The organism is uncultured Maribacter sp. (assembly GCF_947496775.1).
GTDB lineage: Bacteria > Bacteroidota > Bacteroidia > Flavobacteriales > Flavobacteriaceae > Maribacter_B.
Genome location: NZ_CANMDU010000001.1, coordinates 695,873 through 720,989, shown reverse-complemented (window position 1 = coordinate 720,989; position 25,117 = coordinate 695,873). Strand labels below are relative to the sequence as shown.

Annotated in this window: 18 protein-coding genes; 7 read left to right on the top strand and 11 right to left on the bottom strand. The window is 32.9% G+C overall.

What is annotated here, in order from left to right; all coding sequences use genetic code 11:
• Positions 1-8: 8 nt before the first annotated feature.
• From Q0856_RS03290 to Q0856_RS03275, 4 genes are all read right to left on the bottom strand, one after another.
• The gene (locus Q0856_RS03290) at positions 9-1,685 is read right to left on the bottom strand and encodes a sulfatase-like hydrolase/transferase (protein ID WP_298502535.1); all 1,677 of its coding nucleotides are present in this window, start codon (positions 1,683-1,685) and stop codon (positions 9-11) included.
• 89 nt (positions 1,686-1,774) lie between these two features.
• Positions 1,775-1,966 (bottom strand): hypothetical protein, encoded by a 192-nt coding sequence (locus Q0856_RS03285; RefSeq protein ID WP_298502533.1) that lies wholly within the window; start codon positions 1,964-1,966, stop codon positions 1,775-1,777.
• Between the two features lie 158 nt (positions 1,967-2,124).
• Positions 2,125-2,928 (bottom strand): alpha/beta hydrolase-fold protein, encoded by an 804-nt coding sequence (locus Q0856_RS03280; RefSeq protein WP_298502530.1) that lies wholly within the window; start codon positions 2,926-2,928, stop codon positions 2,125-2,127.
• A gap of 13 nt (positions 2,929-2,941) precedes the next feature.
• Complete coding sequence (locus tag Q0856_RS03275) at positions 2,942-4,057, bottom strand: Zn-dependent alcohol dehydrogenase (RefSeq protein ID WP_298474199.1); 1,116 nt, start codon at positions 4,055-4,057, stop codon at positions 2,942-2,944.
• A gap of 162 nt (positions 4,058-4,219) precedes the next feature.
• Between Q0856_RS03275 and Q0856_RS03270 the strand changes: the two genes are divergently transcribed.
• The 5 genes from Q0856_RS03270 to Q0856_RS03250 all read left to right on the top strand — a co-directional run bounded on the left by Q0856_RS03270 (position 4,220) and on the right by Q0856_RS03250 (position 9,401).
• Entirely contained in the window at positions 4,220-5,083 is an 864-nt protein-coding gene (locus tag Q0856_RS03270) for an AraC family transcriptional regulator (RefSeq protein WP_298474197.1), read from the top strand.
• A 129-nt stretch (positions 5,084-5,212) separates the two neighbouring features.
• The gene (locus Q0856_RS03265; RefSeq protein ID WP_298502527.1) at positions 5,213-6,769 is read left to right on the top strand and encodes an alpha-L-fucosidase; all 1,557 of its coding nucleotides are present in this window, start codon (positions 5,213-5,215) and stop codon (positions 6,767-6,769) included.
• 103 nt (positions 6,770-6,872) lie between these two features.
• Complete coding sequence (locus tag Q0856_RS03260; RefSeq protein WP_298474191.1) at positions 6,873-7,664, top strand: SDR family oxidoreductase; 792 nt, start codon at positions 6,873-6,875, stop codon at positions 7,662-7,664.
• Positions 7,665-7,724: 60 nt separating this feature from the next.
• Positions 7,725-9,041, top strand: a complete 1,317-nt coding sequence (gene fucP, locus Q0856_RS03255) for an L-fucose:H+ symporter permease (protein WP_298474188.1) — start codon at positions 7,725-7,727, stop codon at positions 9,039-9,041.
• A gap of 18 nt (positions 9,042-9,059) precedes the next feature.
• The gene (locus tag Q0856_RS03250) at positions 9,060-9,401 is read left to right on the top strand and encodes an L-rhamnose mutarotase (RefSeq protein WP_298502523.1); all 342 of its coding nucleotides are present in this window, start codon (positions 9,060-9,062) and stop codon (positions 9,399-9,401) included.
• A gap of 155 nt (positions 9,402-9,556) precedes the next feature.
• Here Q0856_RS03250 and Q0856_RS03245 read toward each other — a convergent pair whose 3' ends face one another.
• From Q0856_RS03245 to Q0856_RS03220, 6 genes are all read right to left on the bottom strand, one after another.
• Entirely contained in the window at positions 9,557-12,799 is a 3,243-nt protein-coding gene (locus tag Q0856_RS03245; protein ID WP_298502520.1) for a glycoside hydrolase family 2 TIM barrel-domain containing protein, read from the bottom strand.
• A 22-nt stretch (positions 12,800-12,821) separates the two neighbouring features.
• Positions 12,822-14,507, bottom strand: coding sequence for a sulfatase (locus tag Q0856_RS03240; protein ID WP_298502517.1), 1,686 nt, complete (start codon positions 14,505-14,507; stop codon positions 12,822-12,824).
• 161 nt (positions 14,508-14,668) lie between these two features.
• Positions 14,669-16,060 carry a c-type cytochrome domain-containing protein gene (locus Q0856_RS03235; RefSeq protein WP_298502514.1) on the bottom strand — a complete coding sequence of 464 codons (1,392 nt, stop codon included), beginning with the start codon at positions 16,058-16,060 and terminating at the stop codon, positions 14,669-14,671.
• A gap of 21 nt (positions 16,061-16,081) precedes the next feature.
• Positions 16,082-17,212, bottom strand: a complete 1,131-nt coding sequence (locus Q0856_RS03230) for a twin-arginine translocation signal domain-containing protein (RefSeq protein ID WP_298502511.1) — start codon at positions 17,210-17,212, stop codon at positions 16,082-16,084.
• A gap of 21 nt (positions 17,213-17,233) precedes the next feature.
• Positions 17,234-18,751: a DUF1501 domain-containing protein gene (locus Q0856_RS03225; RefSeq protein WP_298502508.1), complete on the bottom strand. Its 1,518-nt coding sequence runs from the start codon at positions 18,749-18,751 to the stop codon at positions 17,234-17,236.
• A 27-nt stretch (positions 18,752-18,778) separates the two neighbouring features.
• Positions 18,779-22,084, bottom strand: a complete 3,306-nt coding sequence (locus tag Q0856_RS03220) for a DUF1553 domain-containing protein (RefSeq protein ID WP_298502506.1) — start codon at positions 22,082-22,084, stop codon at positions 18,779-18,781.
• Between the two features lie 92 nt (positions 22,085-22,176).
• Between Q0856_RS03220 and Q0856_RS03215 the strand changes: the two genes are divergently transcribed.
• Positions 22,177-23,049: an AraC family transcriptional regulator gene (locus tag Q0856_RS03215; RefSeq protein ID WP_298502503.1), complete on the top strand. Its 873-nt coding sequence runs from the start codon at positions 22,177-22,179 to the stop codon at positions 23,047-23,049.
• 23 nt (positions 23,050-23,072) lie between these two features.
• A complete protein-coding gene (locus Q0856_RS03210; protein WP_298474168.1) occupies positions 23,073-23,933 on the top strand; it encodes an AraC family transcriptional regulator in 861 nt (286 codons plus the stop codon).
• Here the strand turns inward: Q0856_RS03210 and Q0856_RS03205 are convergent.
• Positions 23,930-25,117, bottom strand: a complete 1,188-nt coding sequence (locus tag Q0856_RS03205) for a DUF6786 family protein (RefSeq protein ID WP_298502500.1) — start codon at positions 25,115-25,117, stop codon at positions 23,930-23,932. The genes Q0856_RS03210 and Q0856_RS03205 overlap by 4 nt on opposite strands.

The window sequence follows — 25,117 nt, the reverse complement described above, 5'->3', positions numbered from 1 at the left end:
TTAGTTATTTATTCTAATTGTACTTTATCAGATGTTTCTAATTGGCTGTCAATAGTATATCTATATACTTTTGGATTTTCGGTACCTCGTGCAATTGTTATTTGGTTTTTCCATTCTTTTCTAAGCTGTTCTAAGATGGCGTTGTGTTCTTTTTTGCTTATTACATTATGCAATTCTGAAGGGTCATTTTTTAAATTATAAAGTTCTTCGTAAACAGGTTCTTCTCCTTGTAACGGAGATTCAATATAATTTCTATAAATAGCAATGTCCGAATCGTGAACAGCATATAACATGTTCTTTTCTTTAATGCCTAAATCTTTTGCAGTTTTTATTTTTTTTGATGCAGGGAAAGTATTGTTCTTATAGTACCTAATGTATTTCCATTCTTTATTCTGCACGGCTTCACATCTTGGATTTCCAAATTGTGTAGACCATAAATTCTCAGTGTATACATAATCTCTAACTGCTATTTTTTCTCCGGATATTATTTTTGATACATCTTTACCTTGCATAGCCTCCGGTATAGGTACTCCTGCAAGACTTAGGATGGTTGGTGCAACGTCAATACTTTGTACTAAGGCATCATTTTTAACCCCTCTTTTTTTCTTTTTAAGTTTTGGGTTATAAACAACAAAAGGTACATGAGTTGTAATTTCATAGCACAATGCTTTACCACCTAAACCTTGTTGCCCCATATAAAGTCCATGGTCTGAAGTAAAAACAATAATAGTATTCTTATCAATATTAAGAGCTTTTAAGTTTTTTCTTAAGTTGCCAACTAGCCTATCTATGCCAGTCATAGCTTGCATTTGTCTTATATATCTTTCTTTTGTTTCTTCAGGTGTATCAACAAAACTATAACCAACTTGTCTTTCTTCTACTCTGTGTATACTAGCAGGTAATTTAGGAGTTTTAATATCAGCTTTAGCAATATAATTGTCTGGGAGTGGTATGTCTAAGTCTCTATATAAAGACTTGTATATATCATCATCAGACTCTTTTTGTTGCATAGTGCGTGTACTTGCGCTATGTGGTAAATTAAAGTTTATAGATAACATAAAAGGCTTGTCTCTTGGTCTTTTTTCAAGAAATTGTACTGCTCCTTCAAACTTTTGCTCATTTATATCTAAGAAATTAGTAACACCTTCATCTATTATTTCTACTTGCGTATCAAACTCTGCATTTTTAAAAATTGGATGGTGTTTTTTTGGGTAAAATGTTAGATGGCCGTGACCAGCATACCAAAAATCAAAACTTTTCTCCATTAATCCGCTTTGGTAACCACCTTTACCAACTGGAGCATGGTTTTTACCTATCCAACCTGTATAATATCCTGCTTTTTTAAATTGAATAGGATAAGCTTGCTCCCATGCTTCCTTAGATACACTTGTTCCAGAGTTAAAATTAACACCATGTTTTCTTTCATATTGTCCTAGTAAAATAGATACTCTACTGGGTGTGCAAATAGCGCTTGTAATATGTGCATTTGTAAAAAGAACACCTTCATTAGTTAATTTGTCTAGGTTAGGCGTTTTTACAATAGTATTTCCGGTTACTCCCATATACCCATATGGTTGATCATCTGTAAGTATAAAGATAATATTTGGACGATCTTGTGCTTGTATAGTAAAAATAGAGAAGCTGTATAGGATAATTGGAAGGATGAATCTGAGTATTTTTTTCATAATATATATGTTCTTATTTTTTAGGGTTGTAATTATAAATTATTATGACTGTATTCTTTAGTAGTAATTATCCCGAAAGAGCTTTTTTTCTAAGTATATAAAACTTCTATTTTGTTGTTCTCAGGGTTTGGTTTTTCTGAAGTAGTATATGTTGTATTTATTTCTCCTTTTGGAAAAGGATTAATACTGTGTTGAGCAAATGTATTAGGTGCTGTTGTGCTCAAGAATGCTAGAGGAAAAACTATTTTATTTACTATGGGAACACTTTTTTTTAGTAGCATATCTTGAGTATTTATCATTGTTCCTAATAAATATATAAGATAGAGAGGAAAGTAGATAGCTATAAAACCAAAGGAGCTATAATTAAAAACATTTGTTGTGTTTAAAGCTTAAAAAGAAGAAAAAAGGGATGAAGTTTACCTTTTGTAAAAGGTAGTATTTATTTTTTTAAGTTTTCTTTAGAATTAAAGAATAGCAACGTATCTATTACATGTTCTTGCCAATAAGGCCATTCATGTTTTCCTTCAAATTCTTCATAAATATGAGGAATTTTTTCTTCGGTTAATTGTTGGTGTAGCTTTCTATTGTGATCTATAAGTAAATCTTCTTTTCCGCAATCGAACCTAAATTTTGGAAGTTTGTTTTTAGATTCTATAATAGTTTTAAAGACAGATGGAATTTCTTTTTCTAAAGTATCATATTCTTGTAAAGGTTCTTCTACAAAAAGTGCCATTTGTTCAAAAGAGGTAATAGAAGAGTGCCCAGAAACCCCTTTAAATTTTGAAGCGTATTTTATGCCAAGGTTTAAAGCTCCATACCCACCCATAGATAAACCGCCAATAAAAAGGTTAGATTTTTTAGTTGCACTTTCTATATTTTCAATTATAGCATTAGGTACATCATCTACAATCCATTTTTCAAAATTTCTTTGGTTGTGTGGTAAGTACGCAGAGCCATCGCCCCATAATCCGTCTGATGGCATTGCTATAATCATAGGTTGTAACTCTTCTTTATGCATCATTTCCCATGCTGTAATATGTATTCCTGTTTTTTGAGACCATATCCAGGCACTACCATATACACCATGTAATAAAATTACAATAGGAACATTTTTTAAATCTTTTATAGGAGGAACAAAAAGGCAAATATCTCCTCTTCCTTTTAAATTTTTGGTTTTTACAGTAATGAATCTAAGGTTGTTACTCTCAAATTCCGGATTAGATATTTCAGTAGTTCTAAACATTTTATAGCAAATATTAAAAGATAATTACTCCTTTAGCATTTTTGCCAGAAAGCATATCATCAAAAGCTTGCTGTAAATCGTTAATAGGGTATGTTCTTGTAATCATTTCATCTAACTTAATCTCATTATTTTTATAATGATTTAAAATTTTCGGAAAATCGGTTTGTGGATTACATTTTCCATATAATGGATTAATATATTTTTTATCCCATTCAAACAAAGACATATCTATTAATACTTCTTGTTCAATACCACTTACTTGCACTGCTGTTCCTGCGTTTCTTACCATGGCAAGAGGAGCGGCTCCAAGTTCTGGTATTGCGGTGCATTCAAATGCATAATCGGCGCCTCTACCATCAGTCATTTCTTTTACTTTTTCAGCAGCTTTAAGAAGACCTTTATCATTTTTATCGGCCAAAATAGTATGCGTTGCACCAAATTCTACAGCCATGTCTAATCGGTTTTGGTTTATATCTACCGCTATAATTTTATCGGCATTACAAACTTTTATACCTTGAATTACATTTAATCCTACGCCTCCTGTACCTAGAACAACGGCTGATGAATTTGGCTTTACTTTAGCAGTGTTTACAGCGGAGCCAAAACCAGTCATTACGCCACAACTTACAATGCTGGCAGCACTATAAGACATGTTGGGGGTTGTGTTTTTTACTACAGCAGATTCTTTTACTAAGGTATATTCTGCAATGGTTCCAATATTAAAAGAACGCTCTATAGGGGCGTTGTTCCAAGTGGTTCCTTCTATATGAGCATGCCCTTCAGTGTATCCATTACCTCCAGCGACAACAGGAGAATTATTCTCGCAAATATGTTCGTTTTCATTTTTACATTGAAAACAAGTTCCGCATGGAGTTGCCCAATTTAAAATAACAGAATCTCCTACGCTAACACTTTTAACAGCACTGCCAATTGCAGTTACAATTCCGGCACCTTCATGTCCCATTACGATTGGTTTACCCCATTGTAGAGAATCATGGTCTGTATGGCAGAGTCCGGCAGCTTTAATTTGTACAAGAACTTCATCACCTTTTGGGTTTTGTACTTTAATTTCTTCAATAGAAAAAGAACCATCACCTTTAGCAATGGCAGCTTTACATTTTAGAGACATATTTAACTTAGTTTTAAAAGAATGTTTTAATCGCTAAATCTAACAGATTTATGAAATATAAAAATTAACTAAATAAAATAAATTATTACCCTATTTTAGCTTTTTAGAGGTAATTTATATTTTTAGGGTATAATTTAGGTTATTTTATTTTGAAATGAAAAAATGAAAGCACAATTAGAAAAAATAGTAAGTTCTCCAAGAAGTTCATTTAAGGTGTTTTTGTATTCCAATACAGAGTTTGATGCTCCATGGCATTTTCATCCTGAATTTGAGTTAACCTATATTACTAAAAGTAGCGGAATGCGATATGTAGGGGATAGCGTGTTAGAGTTTGAAGAAGGAGATTTAATTCTGCTGGGAGCAAATTTACCTCATTGTTGGAAAAATACAACGGAGCATAAAACTACATCAGAATCTATTGTTTTGCAATGGAAAGAGGATGTTATAGGGGAGGGGTGGTTGTCTAGAACGGAATTTATGGATATTAAAAAATTGCTTATTTTGGCTTCCAGAGGAGTTAAATTTGGTAAAGCAGTTACAAAAAAAATAGACCCTCTTTTACGTGGTATGATTTCTCATTCCCCTTTTGAGAACATAATTTCTTTATTACAAATATTAAATCTTTTAGCACATTCCAAAAATAAAACGGTTTTGTCTGGGGATAATTTTTCTCCTAGGCTTAATGATAAAGTAAATGTTCGTATTAATGTAATTCACGATTTTGTAAATAAGAACTATCATAGGCAAATAACACTTACAGAAATTGCTGGTTTGGTTTCTATGAGCGAAGAATCTTTTTGCAGGTTTTTTAAGAAAACATTTAACAAGTCTTTTTTTACGTTTCTTAATGAGTATAAAATTAAATTGGCGTGTAAGTTGTTAATTGATTCTAATAAACAAGTAGCGGAAATTGCCTTTCTTTCTGGCTATGAAAGTTTGCCTTTTTTTTATCGTCAATTTAATAAGTTTATTAAATGTACTCCATTAGTATATCAGCAAAAATATGCTAGAGCCTTTGTTAGTTGAGTTTATGTATATGTTTCAAAAGTGCCATTTATAGGAGTTTAAACCATTTGTTATAGTTATTGGAACATAAGTCGTTTGCGTTATTATTTTATTATATGAATTTAGCATTAAATAAATCAGGTAATACATATGAGTAAAAAAGAGTCATTTTTAATCTTACTAACCCTAGTACTTCTTTTGGGGGCATGTAAATCAAAAAATAAAAACACTAACAAGGATGTTATGGCGGTTAGTGATACTATTCCTAAATATGAGGCAAATTGGGAATCTATAAAAAAGAATTACAAAGATCCTACATGGTTTAGTGAGCAAAAATTTGGAATTTTTATTCATTGGGGAGCTTATTCTGTTCCTGCTTTTGGTTCTGAGTGGTACCCAAGACAGATGTATATGGATACCGCAACTTTTACTGCCCAATTAAATTTGCAAAAAAAAGGACCAAATGAGACTTATTTACACCACAAGAAAAAATGGGGTGATCAAAAAAACTTTGGATATAAAGATTTTATTCCAATGTTTAAAGCAGAGAAGTTTAATGCTAAAAATTGGATAGATTTATTTAAAAAGTCTGGGGCAAAATATGTGGTTCCAGTAGCAGACCATCATGATGGTTTTGCAATGTATAAGTCCAATACCACTAGGTGGAATTCTGTGGATATGGGGCCTAAAAGAGATGTTTTGGGAGAACTATTTAAGGAGGGTAGAGCACAAGGCTTAATAATGGGAGCATCATCTCATTATGCCTTTAACTGGTCTTTTTATAATAAGAAGGATCATTTTGATACTACGGATCCTCAATATGCAGATTTATATTCTCCAAAGGGGAAAGATTTAAACGAACCAGTTTCGGAAGAGTTTAAAAAGAAATGGTGGGATCGCACAGTAGATTTAATTGATAATTACCAACCAGATATTTTATGGTTCGATTTTTATGTGGATATTCCTGATTATGCTTCCGTAAGACCTAAAATTGCTGCTTACTACTATAATAAGGGGATAGAATGGGGGAAAGAAGTAGTTCTACAAGACAAGAATTTTGATCATGATGCTTTTCCTCAAGGTACTGTTATTTATGATTTAGAAAGAGGTAAATTACCAGGGATAAGAAAATTGCCATGGCAAACAGATACTTCTATAGGAAAAAACTCATGGAGTCATGTAACCAATTGGGAATCTAAAACAGCAAACCAATTAATTGATGATTTAGTAGATATCGTTTCTAAAAATGGCAACTTACTTTTAAATGTTGGGCCTAAAGCAGATGGTACTATTCCGGAGGATCAAACAAAAATTTTATTGCAAATAGGAGATTGGTTAAAAGTAAATGGAGACGCTATTTACGGAACAAAATATTGGAATACTTTTGGAGAAGGGCCAACTGAAGTTAAGAAAGGACACCACTCAGAAGGACAAAATAAAGAATTTACAGGACAAGATATACGATTTACTCAAAAAGGAGATAAGCTTTATGCTATTATGATGGCCTGGCCAAAAAATGGAAAAGTAAATATAGCATCTCTAGGAAAAGGAAGTGAGTATGCTAAGGATTTACAAATAAAAAATGTTAACTTATTAGGAAGTGAAAGTAAATTAAGTTTTGAGCAAAATGAAAAAGGGTTATCTGTTATGAATTTAGGGGAGAAATCTGGAGAATTTGCGCATACTTTAGAAATTACAATGAAATAATAGTAGTTGATTTGAGTTAGTTTTTTAGTTTTCGAACGCACCTGCTCGGTGCGTTCTTTTTCTTTTTTAAGACTAACAAGATGAACATTAAAATATAAATAAGATGGATTTAAATCTGAAAGACAAAGTAGTTGTTATTACAGGTGCTGCAGGCTCTAAAGGAAGTATAGGAGAGACTATTTTACAAAACCTTGCAAAAGAAGGAGCAATCCCTGCTGTTATAGATAGAAATGCAAGAGGTTTTGAATATGTTAAAGAACTTCAAGAAAAAGGAGTAGACGCAATTTTTTGTCAGACAGATGTAACTAACCCAGATGAGATAAAAAGAGCGGTAACTACTATTACTGAAAAATATAATCGCATTGACGTAGTAATTAATAATGTAGGGGTAAATGATGGAGTGGGTTTAGATGCTTCCTATGATGAATTCATGAATTCGCTAAAACTAAATATGGTGAGTTATTTTTTAGTAGTGAAGCATGCATTGCCTTTCCTAAAAAAATCAAAAGGGAATATTTTAAATATAGGGTCTAAAGTAGGTTTAACCGGGCAAGGAGGAACTTCTGGTTATGCAGCGTCTAAAGGTGGCGTGCTTGGTTTAACAAGAGAATGGGCCGTAGATTTAATTAAAGAGGGCATTAGGTCTAATGCAATTATAATATCGGAAAGTTGGACACCAGCCTATGACAGTTGGATAAAGACTTTAGAAAATGGCGAAGAAAAATTAAAATCTATAGTTAAGAAAATTCCTTTAGAAAACAGAATGACAACTCCGCAAGAAATTGCAGATACTTGTTTGTTTACCATATCCGAAAAATCTTCACATACCACGGGACAGTTTATTACCGTAGATGGTGGATATGTGCATTTAGATAGGTCTTTGTTAACCGAGTAATTTTTTAGTATGTAATTTAATTGCCAATATTTTTAAAAACCAACCAAAATAATCAGGGATATGAGTACAAAGAAAACTCCAATAGTAAGTAAAGAATTATTAATTCCATTTATAATCATTACCTCTCTTTTCGCTTTGTGGGGTTTTGCAAATGATGTTACTAATCCTATGGTTACAGCATTTAAAAAGGTAATGCCAGAATTAAGTTGGACACAGGCCTATTTAGTTCAATTTGCTTTTTATTTTGGTTATGGTTGTATGGCAATACCAGCTGCATTATTTATTAAAAAGTATACTTATAAAAAAGGTATTCTTTTAGGATTATCATTGTATGCAATAGGAGCATTTTTATTTTATCCAGCGGCAGCTTATGAAGAATACTCATTTTTCTTAATCTCTTTATACGTTATTACCTGTGGCTTAGCACTATTAGAAACTACATCTAACCCTTTAATTTTGTCCTTAGGAGCAAAAGAGACAGCAACGCAACGATTAAACTTAGCGCAATCGTTTAACCCTATAGGTTCTATTTCTGGAATGATGATTGCCCAGTTTGTTGTATTAAGTCAAATTAAATCGGCAACATATAATGATGAAACCTACGCAGCTTTAGATGTGGCAGAAAAAGCTGCAATTAAAACGGAAGATTTAAGTATAATAAGTTATCCTTATTTAGGAATAGGGGTTGTTGTATTGGTTATTTTAATTTTAATAGCCTTTACCAAAATACCAACTGTGCAGGAGCATACAAGCTTAACATTTAAGGAATCTGTAAAGAAAATATTTGCTAAGAAAACTTTCTTTCCCGGTGTTTTGGCACAAATGTTTTATGTTGGCGCTCAGATTATGTGCTGGACAGCAATTTTTCAGTATGTACAATACTTAAATGAGTCTACTAATAGTGATATTAATGCAACGTATATGAATATGATTGCAATGGGTATTTTCTTAGGAGGTAGATTTTTAGGAACAGCATTATTAAGTGTTTTTTCAGCGCCAAAATTACTATCATTATTTGCAGCTTTAGCAATCGTTTGCTGTGCAGGTGCAATTACAATACCTGGTATGCCTGGATTAATTTCTTTAGTTTGTATCTCTTTATTTATGTCTATTATGTTCCCAACAATATATGGAATTGCTTTAAAAGATATGGGGGATGAGGCTAAAGTTGGTTCCGCATTTTTGGTAATGGCAATTGTTGGGGGAGCAATTTTTCCTTTAATGCAAGGCGCTATTATTGATATAGGAGGCGATAATTTAGCGGACACCTTAATTCTAGGTGTTCCAGAAGTTAAATTTTCATTCATAATGCCTATGATATGTATTGCAGTAGTAGGCTTATATGGATTATATGCTGCAAAACAAGATAAAGCTTAATATTTTATAATATATAGTATGAATACAAAAAGATTTTGCCTTTCGTGTGATTTAAAAGACGATCCTAAATTAATTGCAGAGTATAAAGAATACCATGCAGCAGGAAACGCTTGGCCAGAAATTACTAAAAGTATAAAGGATGCTGGTATAGTAGATATGCAAATTTACTTAACAGGTAATCGTATGTTTATGATTATGGAAGTTGATGAAACCTTTGATCCTAATAAAAAAGCAGAGATGGATGCTAATAATCCAAAGGTGCAAGAATGGGAGCAACTAATGTGGAATTACCAACAAGAGTTACCGTGGGCAAAAAAAGGCGAAAAATGGATTGAAATGGAAAAGGTATTTCAGTTGTAGAAAAATTCTTTTGAATACATAAGGTATAGGAATAAAGGCTAGCAAATTTTGCTAGCCTTTATATTTGTAAAACTGTCCTGTCCTAAAATAAGTTGACACAAATTAAACTTGTTTTAGGACGATTCAAAGATTAAAATTTTACCATCTAATTTTTTTCAGAATTTTGCATTAGATGTAAATGGAATAAAGTAAAATGAGTAGAAATAGGTTCCAGGTTTTATACGGTATTCTTCATGTGGTTCTGCTCTTAGAGACCAAGTGTCATCACCACCAACTCCCATTTGCTTTAAATCTATACTTACAGTTAATTCCTCTCTATTTGGAAGTTCGTTGGTGTGATTAGCTTTTTGAAGGTCAGAAGTACTATTAGGAAGTACACTAAAACTTAACGGTTTAGCTCCTTTAATGGTAACTCCTTTTTTATTATTATTTTGTAGTGTAAACCAGCGTGTTTCTGTGTGGTTACCGTATTCTTCTGGAAAAGCATAAGCATTGCTCATGGTCTTAGCGTTACCAGAAAATAAACCAATTTTAGCACCATAGTTTCTATCTTGATAATTTGGTTGTGGCCCTTTTCCAAAATAACTTAATTTGTTGTATTGGTTTGCAATGGCAAATTGCATCCCTAATCTAGGTAAATTTGGTGCGCTTTGGTCAATTGCAACCATATATTCTACGTTTAATGTGCCATCACCAAGAATTGTATAGTTTAAAGTAGCTTCTGTTTTTGGATTCGTAATATTCCCTTTCACAGTAATATTTACTTTGCTCTTCTCATTGGAGTTAATAGTAACATTAGAAACTTTAAAATTATCTCCTGCTTGCATCCATTCTAATTCTTTAGAAAGTTTTTTAGCTCGTCTATAAGCTTTATCATTTTCAGTTTCTGCTCTCCAGAAATTTAATTTTAAAGGAGAGTTAAGAATAGTAACACCCTTAGAAATATAGGAAGTAATATACCCAGACTTTTTATCTAAAGTTATGTTTACGGATTTGTTAGAAACAACAATTTCATTTGTATTATCATTAACCAGAAGAATAGCTTTATTAGCTTTTTCTTTAACTTTAGCAACTGGATAGTCTAATTTAAATTGTTCTTCAAAAACAATATAGCCTTTGTTTTCCCATAAGGCGTTTTCTTTTAGTTTACCGGTAATATTTATAAAATATTCTTTTCCTGCTTTAAGTTTAGGTTTCTTAAAATCAATAGTAAAGTCATCTGTTTTTGTGGGTTTAGTGTTTAAAGCTTCGATTTTTCCACTTTTAATAACAGTACCATCTTCTGTAATATTCCAAAACATATTATACTTGGAAAGGTCTGTAACATGATGTCTATTACGTATAGTAAATTTCCCATTTATGGCATTAGAAGTTTGGATTACCACTGGTTGATTTACTTTTTTGCACTCAAAAATACCAGGTTTAGGTGTTCTATCTGATGCTATAATTCCGTTTAAACAAAAAGAGCCATCGTTTGGTGTATCTCCAAAATCGCCGCCATAGGCAATATATTCTTTGCCATTTTCATCTTTCTTTAAAATTCCTTGATCTATCCAATCCCAAATATAGCCACCTAATGCTCGGTCATTTTTATAAATAACATCCCAGTATTCTTTCATGTTTCCAACAGAATTACCCATTGCATGAGCATACTCGCACATAATTACTGGTCTGTTATCAAAACTAGTATCATCAATTAAAGTTTGTAATTCTTTTGGTTGCGGATACATACGACTTAACATGTCTACCCATTTTGGATCGGTAGGGTTTCCTTTAGAATGAGAAAAATATTTTTTCTTATATCTACTATCCGTTGGATCTCCTTGTGCTCCTTCATAATGTATGTAACGCGTTGGGTCAAAATCTTTAATCCATCCTGCCATTGCGGCATGGTTAGGCCCTGTTCCAGATTCATTTCCTAAGGACCACATTATGATACTAGGGTGGTTTTTATCACGTTCTACCATTCTAATAGCTCTTTCTAAGTAAGCGCTTCCCCATTCTGGAACATTAGAAAGTTGCCCACGAACGCCATGGGTTTCAAGGTTAGCTTCATCCATAACATATAGACCATATGTATCACATAAATCGTAGAAATATGGATCATTAGGGTAGTGTGATGTTCTTACGGCATTGAAATTAAATTGCTTCATTAATTTAACATCAGTTTCCATATCTTCTCTAGAAACTACTTTCCCGTTTTTTTGATTATGATCATGACGATTAACACCAATCATTTTAACAGGGTTTCCGTTTACTAAAAACCTTCCGCGTTCGTCAAATTCAGTTTCTCTAAATCCTACTTTGGTACTAGTGTATTGTACATTGTTCCCCTCTTCATCTTTTAATGAAAATAAAAGTATATATAAATATGGATCATCTGATGACCATTTTCTTGGAGACTTAATTTCGGTTTCTATTAATCCAAAGTAAACATTATCTCTTTGCGGATAAACTTCTCCAAAATAGTCGCCAAGTTTTATGGTATTACTTTCCCCAATAGCATTTTCATTAGCATCTAATAATTGCGTTGTTAATGTCCAATTATCCACTTTTGTTTTTAAAGGAGCGGTTCCAAAATGGCCTACTTTTTTTAAATACTTATCTTCTATGTTTGCTATAAATTCTGGTCTTATTTGTAATAAGGCATTATTGTATTCCTCATCTAGGTCTGTACGAACTGTAAAGTCTGATAGCCTTACTTTTGGGAGAGCTTCTAAATATACTTCTCTTTCAATTCCGCTCATTCTCCAATGGTCTTGCGCTTCTAAATAACTCCCGTCTGACCATCTAAATACTTTGACCGCAATTTTGTTTTCTCCTGATATTAGATGCTTACTAATATTAAATTCTGAAGGTAAACGAGTATCTTCACTATAACCAATGAAAGTACCATTAACCCAAACATAAAAAGCAGAAGAAACACCTCCAAAATGGAGAATCACATCTTTTTCTTTCCAAGCATCATGTATGGTAAATGATTTTATATAATGCCCTACAGGATTGTCATTATGGTTAATATTGGGAAAATCACTAAAAAAGGGATAAGTAGAGTTTGTGTAAATTGGAGTTCCGTATCCTTTCATTTCCCAATTAGAAGGAACGGTAATAGTTTTCCATTCACTAGAATTAAAATCCTTTTTTTGGAAAGAGGTTGATGCTTCAGCAGGTTTTGCCACCCAATGAAATTTCCAATCCCCATTTAATGACTTATAATTGCTAGATTTTTCACGAACATTTGCGATAGCGTTAGCGGCATTGTTGTACGTATAAAAAGTAGCTCTTGCAGGTAATTTATTTATTTGATTAACCGTTGGGTTTTCCCAATCATTTTTTTGTTGCGCATAATTACATAATGTGCTAAAAATTAGAGTTAGGGCAAATAGGTTGTTTTTCATTTTTAGGATATCAAATTATTACTTAATCATTCCAATGCGCATCTATGACTTTTTGTATGTGAGGGTAGTTAGCATCTGTTTCATTTAAATCCTTACGTAGCTTTAGTAGTTCTTTTTTTAATTCTGCAATGATTTCTTTATTGGCAGGATCGTTATATGCATTATTCATTTCTTTAGGATCTTTCTTTAAATCATAAAATTCCCATGCAGCAGGAGTATGATTTGCATAATCATTACCCCAACTTTTTTTGTTGTATTCTGCATCTGGATTGTCTGTATCTACCCAATATTTTCCATAAAAGAAAATAAGTTTATAATCTTTAGTTCTTACACCAAAATGCGCAGGGTTTTGATGTCTGTGAGCTAAGTGCATCCAATACCTGTAGTATGTAGATTTTTGCCAATCTGCAGGTTCTTTTCCTGTTTCTAAAATAGATTTAAAGCTTTTTCCTTGCATATAATCTGGAGTCTTACCGCCAGCTAGTTCTATCATTGTAGGGGCAAAGTCTGTATTATTTATAATAGCATCAGTTCTTGTTCCACTAGCAATGGTTTTTGGGTAACGAACAAAGAATGGCATGCGCATGGCTTCATCATACATCCATCTTTTATCAATATAATCATGTTCACCAAGCATAAACCCTTGATCACCAGTATAAACAATAATTGTTTCCTCTAAAAGGTTTTCTTTTTCTAGGTAATCTATTAATCTTTTTACATTATCATCTACACCTTTTACACAACGAAGATATTTTTTAAGATAATCTTGGTATACTTTGCTAGTATATGTTTTTTCATCAGGGGTGAGCTCAAATTTTACATGCTGTTCTGGCTTTATATCTCTTGCGTTTCCGTACTTTCTATGTAAAGTAGTATCATTCCAATAAATATTATGAGCTTGGTTACGTATTAAATTTCTATGGGAAACAGAAGATCCAATAATACGTGTTAAAGAATCGTTTTTTCCTCTTGTAGCAATAGAGCCATTGTTTTTATTATCATACAAACTTTCTGGTTCTGGAATAAAAGTATCTGCTAAGTAATCTTCATATCTTGGAGCATATTCAAAATCATCATGCGGCGCTTTAAAATGATGCATTAAGAAGAAAGGTTTGTTAGGGTCTCTTTTGTTTTTTAGCCAATCTAAACTTATGTCTGTAACCATATCAGAAGAATGTCCTTCTGTTTTAATAACATTATTTGGCCATGGTTTGTCTCCTTGAATTCTAAATTCTGGATTAAAGTATTTGCCTTGTACAGGTAATACTTGATAGTAGTCAAAAGAAGCAGGTTCTTCATGTAAATGCCATTTACCAACAATAGCGGTTTGGTAACCAAGCTTTTTCATTTCTTGTGGTAAATATTGTTTTGCTATTGGGAGAATACCTTCTAAATCTAAAACGCCATTGGTTTGAGCGCGTTGGCCAGAAAGAATCGCAGCTCTACTAGGTACACATATAGCGTTGTTTACATAACAATTTTCAAAAATAATACCTTCATTAGCAATTTTGTCTAAAGTAGGAGTAGGGTTTAAATTAGCTAAACGACTTCCGTAAATGCCAAAACCTTGTGTGGTATGGTCATCTGCCATTATGTAAATGATATTTGGTTTTTTGGTAATTTTTTCTTCTCTTTCTGAACAAGAAAATAATACTAAAAGAAGGGCGTAAATAGCTAATACAAGCAGTCTTTTACAAAGAACTAACATAGGAAGAGTTTTAGTGTTATATAAAATTAATAAGTAAAGTAAAATTACTTAATATCTTAATTTAAATTCGAAGATTTTGTTCTTTTAGATACCACATATGGTTAAAAGAGAAAACCATCCTTTTATTTTGAACCTGGTAAAAACTAAACTTGTGTTACATATTAATTACCTAAACTAACATGCGGAACATTTTCTTTACCCATGTACATTGCTAAATCTTCTGTTTTTATGGCCGTCTTCCACGCATAAACTTTTTCTAAATTTTGCATTTTTAAGAAAGAATTTAAAGAATTTTTGGAAACTTTGGTGCCATAAATATTAAGACTGTTTAAACTAGTAAGTTTTTCTAAAGAAGTAATACCTTGGTCCGTGATATCGTTGTTGTTTAAATTTAGCTTTTGCAAGTTTTTAAATTCAGATATAGTATTTAAATGAGTGTCTGTTATTCCGTTATCTTCAGCATAAAACCACAGAATATTATCTTTTATTTTGGCCAGAGCTGCTAGCTTCTTATTTATTTCTTCTGGAGTATTGTTTTTTAATGTTTTAGACGGAAGAACAACCTCAAATAAATTAGATTCGAACACTAATTCTCTTATTGTAAAACCTTCTGAGAGGATAAAGTTGATTACCTCTTCTTTAATGGCACCTACTTCTGGTAATTGGACTGTCCCTTTTTGACCTTCGATGGGTAATCCTAGAAAATTAGATGCTAAGTGAGAAATGTTTTCAGGTGTTTCTACGGAAGATATTTTAGATGAATAATCTGCATTAGCATTATCTATCCAATAGATTAAAATTGCTATTTCCTCTTCTGTTAATGGTGTTTTGCCTTCTGGAGGCATAAAGTCCTCATTGTGAGGGTCAAGAAGTACTCTTTTAATCATCTCTGATTTTACTGAATTGCCAGGTATTAAAGCATCCCCATTTTTTCCTCCTTTGACAATAGATATGCTATCTGTTAAGGATAATCCACCTTTTTTCTTGCTAGAGTTGTGGCAACTGGTACACTTATTTTCTAGAATGGGTTCTACTAGATAATCGTAAACAACGGCATCTTCTACTTTAGAAACAGGAACAAGTTCTTTTTTTTCTGATTTTCCAAAAGGTAGGTATTTAATAAGATAATCACTTCCGTGTGTTAAATTTCCACCGTAATGACCAGTAACGCTTAGTAATATTACTAGCAGTGTAAGAGTAGCAATGTTAGCTCTAAAGCTTTTTGCTTTTGGAAGTTTAATTTTATCGATTCTTATAAGCCAAGCTATACTAGCTACAATTGTAGTCGCTATTCCAAACCAGAAGTGACTATCCACAGCGCTTTCTTCATAATCTCCACTTAGGGATAGCATATAACCTAAAATACAGGATATTGCAGCAGTAATTGTGCCCATTAAAAGAGCCAATGGTATGCCGGCTAGTAGAGCATTATTTTTCTTCCATTTGCTAAATAACTCCAGAAGGAAAGCGAAAAATAGAAAGCCAATAGGTAAGTGAACCACTAATGGGTGAAACCTTCCTAGAAATAAAACAAAATCTGGTGCTTGATTCATAAAATAAACTGTAAATAATTTCTAAACGCGCTCTAATTTGTATGGAGCAGAATGACTAGCATTCCACTGACATACATATATATTTTTGTCTTCATCAATGCATACATCATGACCATGTAATATGGGTTTTTCGTCTATTTGAAAAGACTTTTGAAGCTCTCCGTCTTTATAAATAGGTTCTGTGCCTCCAGGATTAGATACAACTTTATCTCCTTCTAAAATGGTTACAAAACCGGTATGATCCCTCCAATTTGTTTTTCCAACTTTTGGTTGCGACCAACAAACTCCGGCATATAAGTTTTTATCATCAAACACCGCTCTACATACTTGCATGTTGGGCATTTTTATTGTCTTAATATACTTGCCATCTAAAGTGAAATATTTGAAACATTGCTCCGAACGTGATGTGCAAACTACCATTGGGTTACCTTTTTCTCTATAATCTATTGCTACACCATGCGCACTCATTAATCTATAATTTGGGTCTGGATTATCGCTACCTCCCCAATGACGAATATACCTCCCATTTAAATCGTATTGTATTATTCTGCTTTGCCCATAACCGTCGGCCACATAAATATCTCCATTGGGTCCAATAGCGGTTTCGGTTGGGCAAAAATCTTCTCCTGGTTTGTACACTCCAATGGTTTGTGGGTGGCCAATATCAAAAATAACTTTTCCGTCAACCGTAGTTTTAGCAATACGACCGTTGTGCTTCACCATTTTGTTATTTTTTCCTAATGCCCAGCCAGAATCTGCGATATACAGCATATCTTCTCCTCCTTCATCATGAATTGTTAACCCGTGCCCACCTTGGTAGGCAGTTCCCCAATAGTCTAATAGCTTACCAGATTTATCAAAAATCAAGATATTATTTTGTGGATGGTCTCCAATCATGATTAAGCGTCCTTTACTATCCATCACCATTTCATGGCAATTAAGCAATGGAATTCTTGTGGAGCTTATTTGTGCCCAATTTTTGGTTAGTTTATATTTATAATCACCATGCCCAAGAATAGTATTTGTTTCATTTAGCAAATGGTTTACACTATCTTTTTTTGTAATAATGGTGGCTCCAAAAGCTGAAGAAGATGTGGCTAAAGCTGCACTTGCTAAACTTGTTTTTTTAATAAAATTTCTTCTTGTAGACATAGTTCTAATCTAGTTTAATACTTAGGTTAATAAATCTTTTACAACGTTACCATGAACATCGGTTAGTCTATAGCGTCTTCCTTGGTGTTTAAACGTAAGGCGTTCATGGTCAATACCTGTTAAATGTAATAAAGTAGCATGAAAATCATGTACATGAACAGGGTCTTTTACAACATTATAACTAAAATCATCTGTTTCGCCATAAGAAAAACCTGGTTTAACACCAGCTCCTGCCATCCACATAGTAAATGCTTTCGGGTGGTGGTCTCTACCATAGTTTGCCTTAGTTAATTGTCCTTGAGAATATACTGTACGACCAAACTCTCCTCCCCAAATAACTAACGTATCGTCTAGCATGCCGCGCTGTTTTAAATCTTTAATTAAAGCAGCGGTTCCTTGATCCGTTTTTTGAGATTGATTTTTTACACCTCCGGGACAATAATTATGTTGGTCCCAACCTTGGTGATATAGTTGCACAAATTTTACACCTTTTTCTAGAAGTTTTCTTGCCATTAAGCAATTGGCAGCATATGTTCCAGGGTCTTTACTATCTTTTCCATACATTTCAAAAATATGTTCCGGTTCATCTGATAAATCGGTAACCTCGGGAACTGACGTTTGCATTTTAAAGGCCATTTCATACTGACGCATACGAGCCTGAATCTCTGGGTCGCCATATGCATCTTTTTGTAAATCATTTAAATGACTTAAATAATCTAGCATATGCCTTCTGTCTTGGCCATCATAATTTTCAGGATCACTTAAATATAAAACAGGGTCTTTACCGGATCTAAATTGTACGCCTTGATGTTCTGTTGGTAAAAAACCATTACCCCACAAACTTGCCTTTAAAGGTTGTCCTTTCCCGTTTTTAGAAACCAAAGTAATAAAGGTTGGTAAGTTTTCATTATCAGAACCTAAGCCATAACTTAACCAAGAACCTATAGACGGTCTTCCTGGTAATTGGTTCCCTGTTTGCATAAAGGTAATTGCAGGTGTATGGTTTATTTGGTCAGTTTGCATTCCTTTTACAAAACACAAATCATCTACGACTTCAGATAAATATGGCATGGCATCACTAACCCATGCTCTAGATTCTCCGTATTGCTTAAAGGTAAAAGAAGAAGGGGCAACAGGTAAGGTGCTTTGGCTACCACTCATCCCTGTAAGTCTTTGACCGCCAATAATAGATTCGGGTAATTCTTTGCCAAACATATCTGTTAGTTTAGGTTTATAGTCAAACAAATCGAGTTGGGATGGTCCTCCACTTTGGAACAGATATATAATTCTTTTTGCTTTAGGTAGGTGATGAGGTAAGCCTAACCTATTTTTGTTATAGTTTTTTAATATTTCTTTTTGGGCACTTTCCTGTCCTATATTGGCAAGTAATTTTTCAGAGCCTAATAGACTACTTAAAGCGATTGCTCCTAAGCCTAAAGATGTCTTTTTTAAAAAATGCCTTCTATCGAGTTGTTTTTCAATATTTTGTAAATCTCTATTGTTAGATGTTAACTTTTTATGGTGATGATCGTTACACATAATTTTTTGAATTTAGAAGATTACAATTTATCTTTTAGTGATGCTAGCATCTGCATTCATGATTGTACTTGCTACTACAGCATTTGCCGCTATTAATGCTTTATTGTCCGTTTTAGATAACTTAAAAGCTCCTGTTTGTAACCAGCCTATGGCTTTCTCTTTATTACTGTTGAATTTTTCGTATTCCTTCTTTTGTAATTCTGTTAAGACTTTTAATTCTTGATCAGAAATACTTCTACCAGTTAGTTTTTTAAAAGCACTAGTGATACCATTTTTTAAATTATCGGCTTCTGAAATTTGTTTTCCCAGTACCCTAGAAGCCTCTATATACGTTGGGTCATTTAAAATAACTAAGGCTTGTAAAGGAGTGTTGGTTTTTTGTCTACGACTAGAGCATAAATCTCGTGTGGGAGTATCAAAAATAGAAATAGTAGGATTAGGTACCGTACGTTTCCAAATAGTGTATATGCTTCTCCTATACAAACCTTCTTCTCCGTCTTGTACATAAGTGTCTCCATTTACTTTCCATAAACCTTCTGGTTGGTATGGTTTTACACTTTCCCCTCCGATTTCTTTGTTTAATAAACCAGATGCAAACAAAGCATTATCTCTTAGCATTTCTCCAGTTAATCTGTTAGAAGGCCCTCTTGCTAACCATTTGTTTTCAGCATCTACGGCTAATAGTTCTTCACTAATTATAGAACTTTGCTGGTATGTGTTAGACATCATTATTGTTTTATGTAGAGCCTTTACATCCCATCCAGATTCTATAAAGGTTACAGCTAACCAATCTAATAGTTTGGGATGGCTAGGTAACTCTCCTTGGTTGCCAAAATCTTCTGATGTTTTTACTAATCCTCGGCCAAATAAATTTTGCCAATACCTATTTACCGTAACTCTTGCCGTTAGTGGGTTGTCTTTGTGTGTTATCCATTTAGCAAGGCCGAGTCTGTTTTTTGGAGCTCCGTCAGGCATTGGAAATATTTTTTCAGGTACATTAGAGAATACAGAATCAGTAGGAGAATCGTAATTTCCTCTATCTAAAATATAAGCTTGTCTAGGGGTTTTAGCCTCCTTCATAACCATAATTTGCTTTATGGGCTCAATACTGTCTACTAGCACTTTTCTTTTAGCCTCTAATTCTTTCAGTACTGTTTTATAGGAGGAAGAGTTGTTACTTAAATAGTATTCAGTTAAAAGTTGTTTTTCTTTTTTTGTTAAAGTGTTAAAAGGCGTGGAAATAATTTTCTTAAGTGTTTCTGAATCACTTATTTGCATTACTTCAATAGCGCTTATTTCTTTATCGAATACTAACAAGTCATCTACGATAGAATTCCCAATCCCTTTGCCACGCCAAACGGCTCCTATTCGTAAACCTGGTTCAAGACGAGGACTGGAAGGACCATATAATCTAAGACCATTAAAAATGATGTCTTTATATAAATTATCAAAAACTGTTTTAGTTTCTTGTTTTTCGTCATCTACGTATATGGAAACGCCTTTTGCTTTACTAGAACCATTATAAGTCATGGTTACTTGTACCCATTTTTCTTTAGGGATTTCATTTAAAGATTGTACTACAATTGCATTATCGGGGTACACATGGGCCAATAAAGCTTCTAATTTGTTGTTTTTTATTTTTAAGTGGTATCCTCTAAAACTATGTAACTCTGGGCTATTCATTTTATGAAAAATAACACCTTCTTCTAAGTCCTCCGGAATAAAAACTTTTATAGAAATACTAAATGGTTCGTTACGCTTGTAAATTCCTATTTTATCTAATTCTAACCAAGTATCGCCATTCATGAAAAGACCTTTTCCGTTAGCTCCCTTTTTGTATATAGCTTTCTCATTATCGACAAATTCCTGACGCATTCTAATATTGTTTTTTCCATTCCCTCCAACGGCGTTAACAAGTTTTTCGTTGTCAAAATTAAATGCAGCTATTAGGCCTTTTGGCTTTGTTTTTAGAGCGATTTTTTGGTGAGCGTTATTTGCTAACCATTGGTGTGCCTTCTTACTTTCACTCTTGGTTGTTGTGTTTAACCTTTCTTCCGTATCCTCTACGATTTTCTCTAAATAAGCAACAACTTTTTCCTGTTCCTCTGTAGGTAATAACATTGCGGGTACGGGAGTAGCTAGATCCCAAGGAATTAAACCAGTCTCATCCACGTTATTAAAAAAACTATACATTTCGTAATAATTTTTTTGAGAGATAGGGTCGTATTTATGATCATGGCATTTAGCACAGGCATAAGATAAACCTAACATTCCTTGGCTAACAGTAGCAGTCCTGTCTGCCACGTATTCAGACCTAAATTCTTCGTCGATAATTCCGCCTTCTAAATTTTGCGGATGTAGTCTATTGAATGTAGTTGCTAATTTTTGTTCTTTGGTTGGGTTTTTAAACATGTCGCCAGCCAATTGCCAAGTAATAAATTGGTCGTAAGACATGTTTTCATTAAAAGCTTTAATTACCCAATCTCTCCAAGGAGAAGTATCTCGGTACCTATCATTACTATACCCATGTGTATCTGCATAGCGGGAAACATCCATCCAATCTAATGTCATTTGTTCTCCATAATGGGGAGAGGCTAAAAGACGGTCTATTTGTTTTTCAAAAGCATTAGGAGAGTTGTCTTTTAAAAAGGCATCTATTTCCTCAATTGTTGGAGGTAAACCTGTTAAGTCGAAAGAAGCACGACGTAGTAAAATTTCTTTATTTGCTTTTTTAGAAGGAGATAAATTCTTTTGTTCTAGTTGCGCTACTACAAAATTGTCTATTGGATTGTTTGTGTGTTGGTCTTCCTTAACAATGGGAGCTGAATGTTTTTTTGGTTTTAAAAAGGCCCAGTGATCTTTGTATTCCGCCCCATCTTCAATCCATTTAACTAATACTGCTTTTTCATAATCTGTAAGGGTTAAATGGGACCCAGGCTCGGGCATGATTATTTTAGGATCATCAGTCATTATCCGATGAAAAAATTCACTTTTGTTTAAATTTCCAGGGGTAATAGCAAATTTTCCAGGAGATTCTGGCAGCTCTTTATATGCAGTTTCGGCAGAATGTAATTGTAAACCTGCTTTTATATTTGCTTTATCTGGCCCATGGCATAAATAGCATTTATCAGATAATATAGGTTTTACATGTTGATTAAAATCTACTTCTTTAGGCAGAGAATCATAAGCAATAGCTACAGATTCTGGTAATTCGGGCCCACCACACGATGCGAAAATTACAGCGATTATAAAAAAGACTCTTTTAAAATTTACCATAAAATGACATTTATCATACATTAAAGCAAAATTATTTTTAAATAAATGATAATTCATGCTTAAATCAGTCTTAATTATGTACATTTCCGACTTAGATGGTTATTTTTGAAGCTATATTATAGTTTATAAGTATTCAAAATAAGGTTTTTATGATTGAATTATTACAAACACTTAAGCTGAATTTATTACATGCTGGCTATGCTAAATTGGATAATAAGTGGGATTATGATCGGGTTATTAGCCCTTTTACTAGAATGTTTTATGTGACAAAAGGGACTGCGGATGTTTATCATTCGAACATAAAATTTTATTTGAAACCAGGTTATATATATCTTATACCAAGTTATGTTTATAATAGATATAAATGCGACAACTATCATGAACAGTACTATGTTGGCTTTTTTGAAGAAGTGCAACATGGTTTATCTGTTTATAATTTAAAACGTTTTAAATATGAAATTAAGGCTTCGGAGGCAGATATAGAATTGTTTAAACGCTTATTGGTAATTAATCCTAATAGGGAAGTTTTAAATAGCGATCCAGATGCTTATATTCACAATGAAGCTACCATGCTGGGCTTTAATATAGAGAATAACCAATTATCTGCGGATTTACTTTTAGAAACTACGGGTATTTTAACAATTCTTTTTTCTAAGTTTATGGAGCACGGTTCTTTGGTTTTATCCGAAGATACCGGCTCTGTTTCTATAGAAAAAGTACTGTCTTATATTGCGGATAATTTGCAAGAAAAAATTAGTATTACAGAATTGGCAAAATATTGTAATCTTAATGTAGATTATTTTTCAAGAATATTTAAGGAAAAATTTGGAGTTAGACCTAATAGTTATATTCAATTACGAAGGGTAGAAAGAGCCCAGTTTCTATTACTAACGACGCAAGATTCTTTAAAGGAAATATCTGAAAAAGTTGGTCTTGGTAATATGTCTTATTTTTCTAGAACTTTTAAAAAAATAACGGGTAACACTCCTGCTAACTTTAGAAAGCAACAGTTAAGTAAATAAAACTCATTTAGTAAATAGTAGACATGCAGGAATATTTAAAATCGTTAAAATTTAGCTTGTTAAATATAGGCCACGCAAAATTAGATACGGATTGGGATTACGATAATGTTATTAGCCCATTTGCAAGAATGTATTTAATTACCTCTGGAAGTGCTTACGTGTACCATAATAATCAAAAATTTACCTTAAAACCTGGGTTTATGTATTTAATACCCAGTAATACGTATAGTAGGTATACTTGTAACTTAAAACACGAGCAATATTATATTAGTTTTTTAGAAGAAGTAGGTATTGGTTTATCTATTTACAATTTAATGAACTTTAGGTATGCCGTTAAGACAACGAAGTTAGATAGCTATTGTTTTAGACGGTTGTTAGAGATTAATCCGGATAGAACATTAATAAATAATAATCCCGAGACGTACGATAATGAGTCTTCTTTGTTATACTATAATGAAAAAAACGAGGCATTAATTTCAAATTTTTACGTAGAAACTCAGGGGCTTCTTAAAATTTTGTTTTCTAAATTTATTTTAGGGGATAAATTATTAGTTAATGAAAAAGGTATGAATAATGTGGTGATTTATATATCTAAAAATCTGCATAAAGAACTTACGGTAAAAAGTCTTGCTACTTTCTCTAATTTAAGCAAGGATTACTTTTCTAAAAGATTTATGGAGAAGTTTAATATGCGACCGAGTAAGTATATAGAGTTAAAACGATTAGAAAGAGCTCAATTACTTTTATTAACAACCAATTATTCTTTACGAGAAATTGGACAAAAAGTGGGATTTGAAAATGCCGCGTATTTTTCAAGAATTTTTAAAAAAAATGTAAATAGGACTCCAACGGAATTTAGAAATGAACAATTGGGAATGAATTAAAATGAGCATTCTTTTAGATTGTAATGAAATAGTTTTATACAAAGATTATTTAACGCTTTTTCATCTCCTGAAAAATGAAAGGTCTTATGGCGGTGAACTATAGATTCGTTTTTTTTAAGAATCTTAGCTTCTGATGCGCTTTCTAATTCAAAAAAAGAAGGTGCTCCTTCTGTATTTAGACCGTTATTATATGAATTCACAACATCTCCTCTCCATAATTCATTTTTTTTATCTCGGTCATCCGAACTTAAAAATTTTCCATCTTTATTAAAAGAAAAAGTGATAACGGTTAAAATTTTACTTTTTGAATTATAATTGCCAATTATAGGAATGGTATTTTCCGGTTTAATGCCAATTTTACTTCGATAAGCGCCGTCTGTTCTATATAATAGAGCGTACTTTTTCTTAATTAATCTGTCTTTATTAAGTGGGTTTAAATATGTGGAAAGTTGTAAAGGAGTAGTGTTAGATTCTTTGTACGGAAAAATACTTGTAGATTCTTGACATCCGTTAAACATCCCCAGAATCCACGGTGTAATAATTCCATTTTTTTCGCTCCAGTTTTCTCCAATATTTGTGATTTTATTTATCGAACCAAAACCTACATAATGAAGGTCTTTGTGTATTTTTAAATTTAATTCGGATTCTATTTCTTTTTTGGAGTAAATAAAAATACTTCTGTCAATATTAATTTTAAATTGACTTCCTATATTGTTTGTTACCGTTGTTTTTTTATAAAAATGTACACTGGATTTTGTTTTAGTTTTAAGGGTATAAAGTTCCGAGTCAAAAGCCTTAGGGACATACCAGTTTTCCTCTTCCATTTTTTTTTGACCATAAAATAGTGTGTATTTACTTCCTAAAGGGGCTAGCCATAAACGGTCTTCCCCTCCATAAGCATTTCCTCCTTGTTCAATTTTGTTTTCCTGTATTTTTTTATAATTCAGGTATCCATTGCTATATCCTTTATCTCCATTAGTTGTGCTAGTTAATACTCTGGCTTCATATTCAGGGATAACCATTATTTTGGCATTGCCCTTGGTTAGCACTATAGGAGTTGCGTACGTATTAATAAAAGCTAAATCTTCCTCAAAAGTTTTTTTCTTAGAAGGTTTTATTTCGGAATTACAACTTAGAGCAGCAATACTTAAAAATAAGGCAACTCTTTTTATTAGGAGAATCAT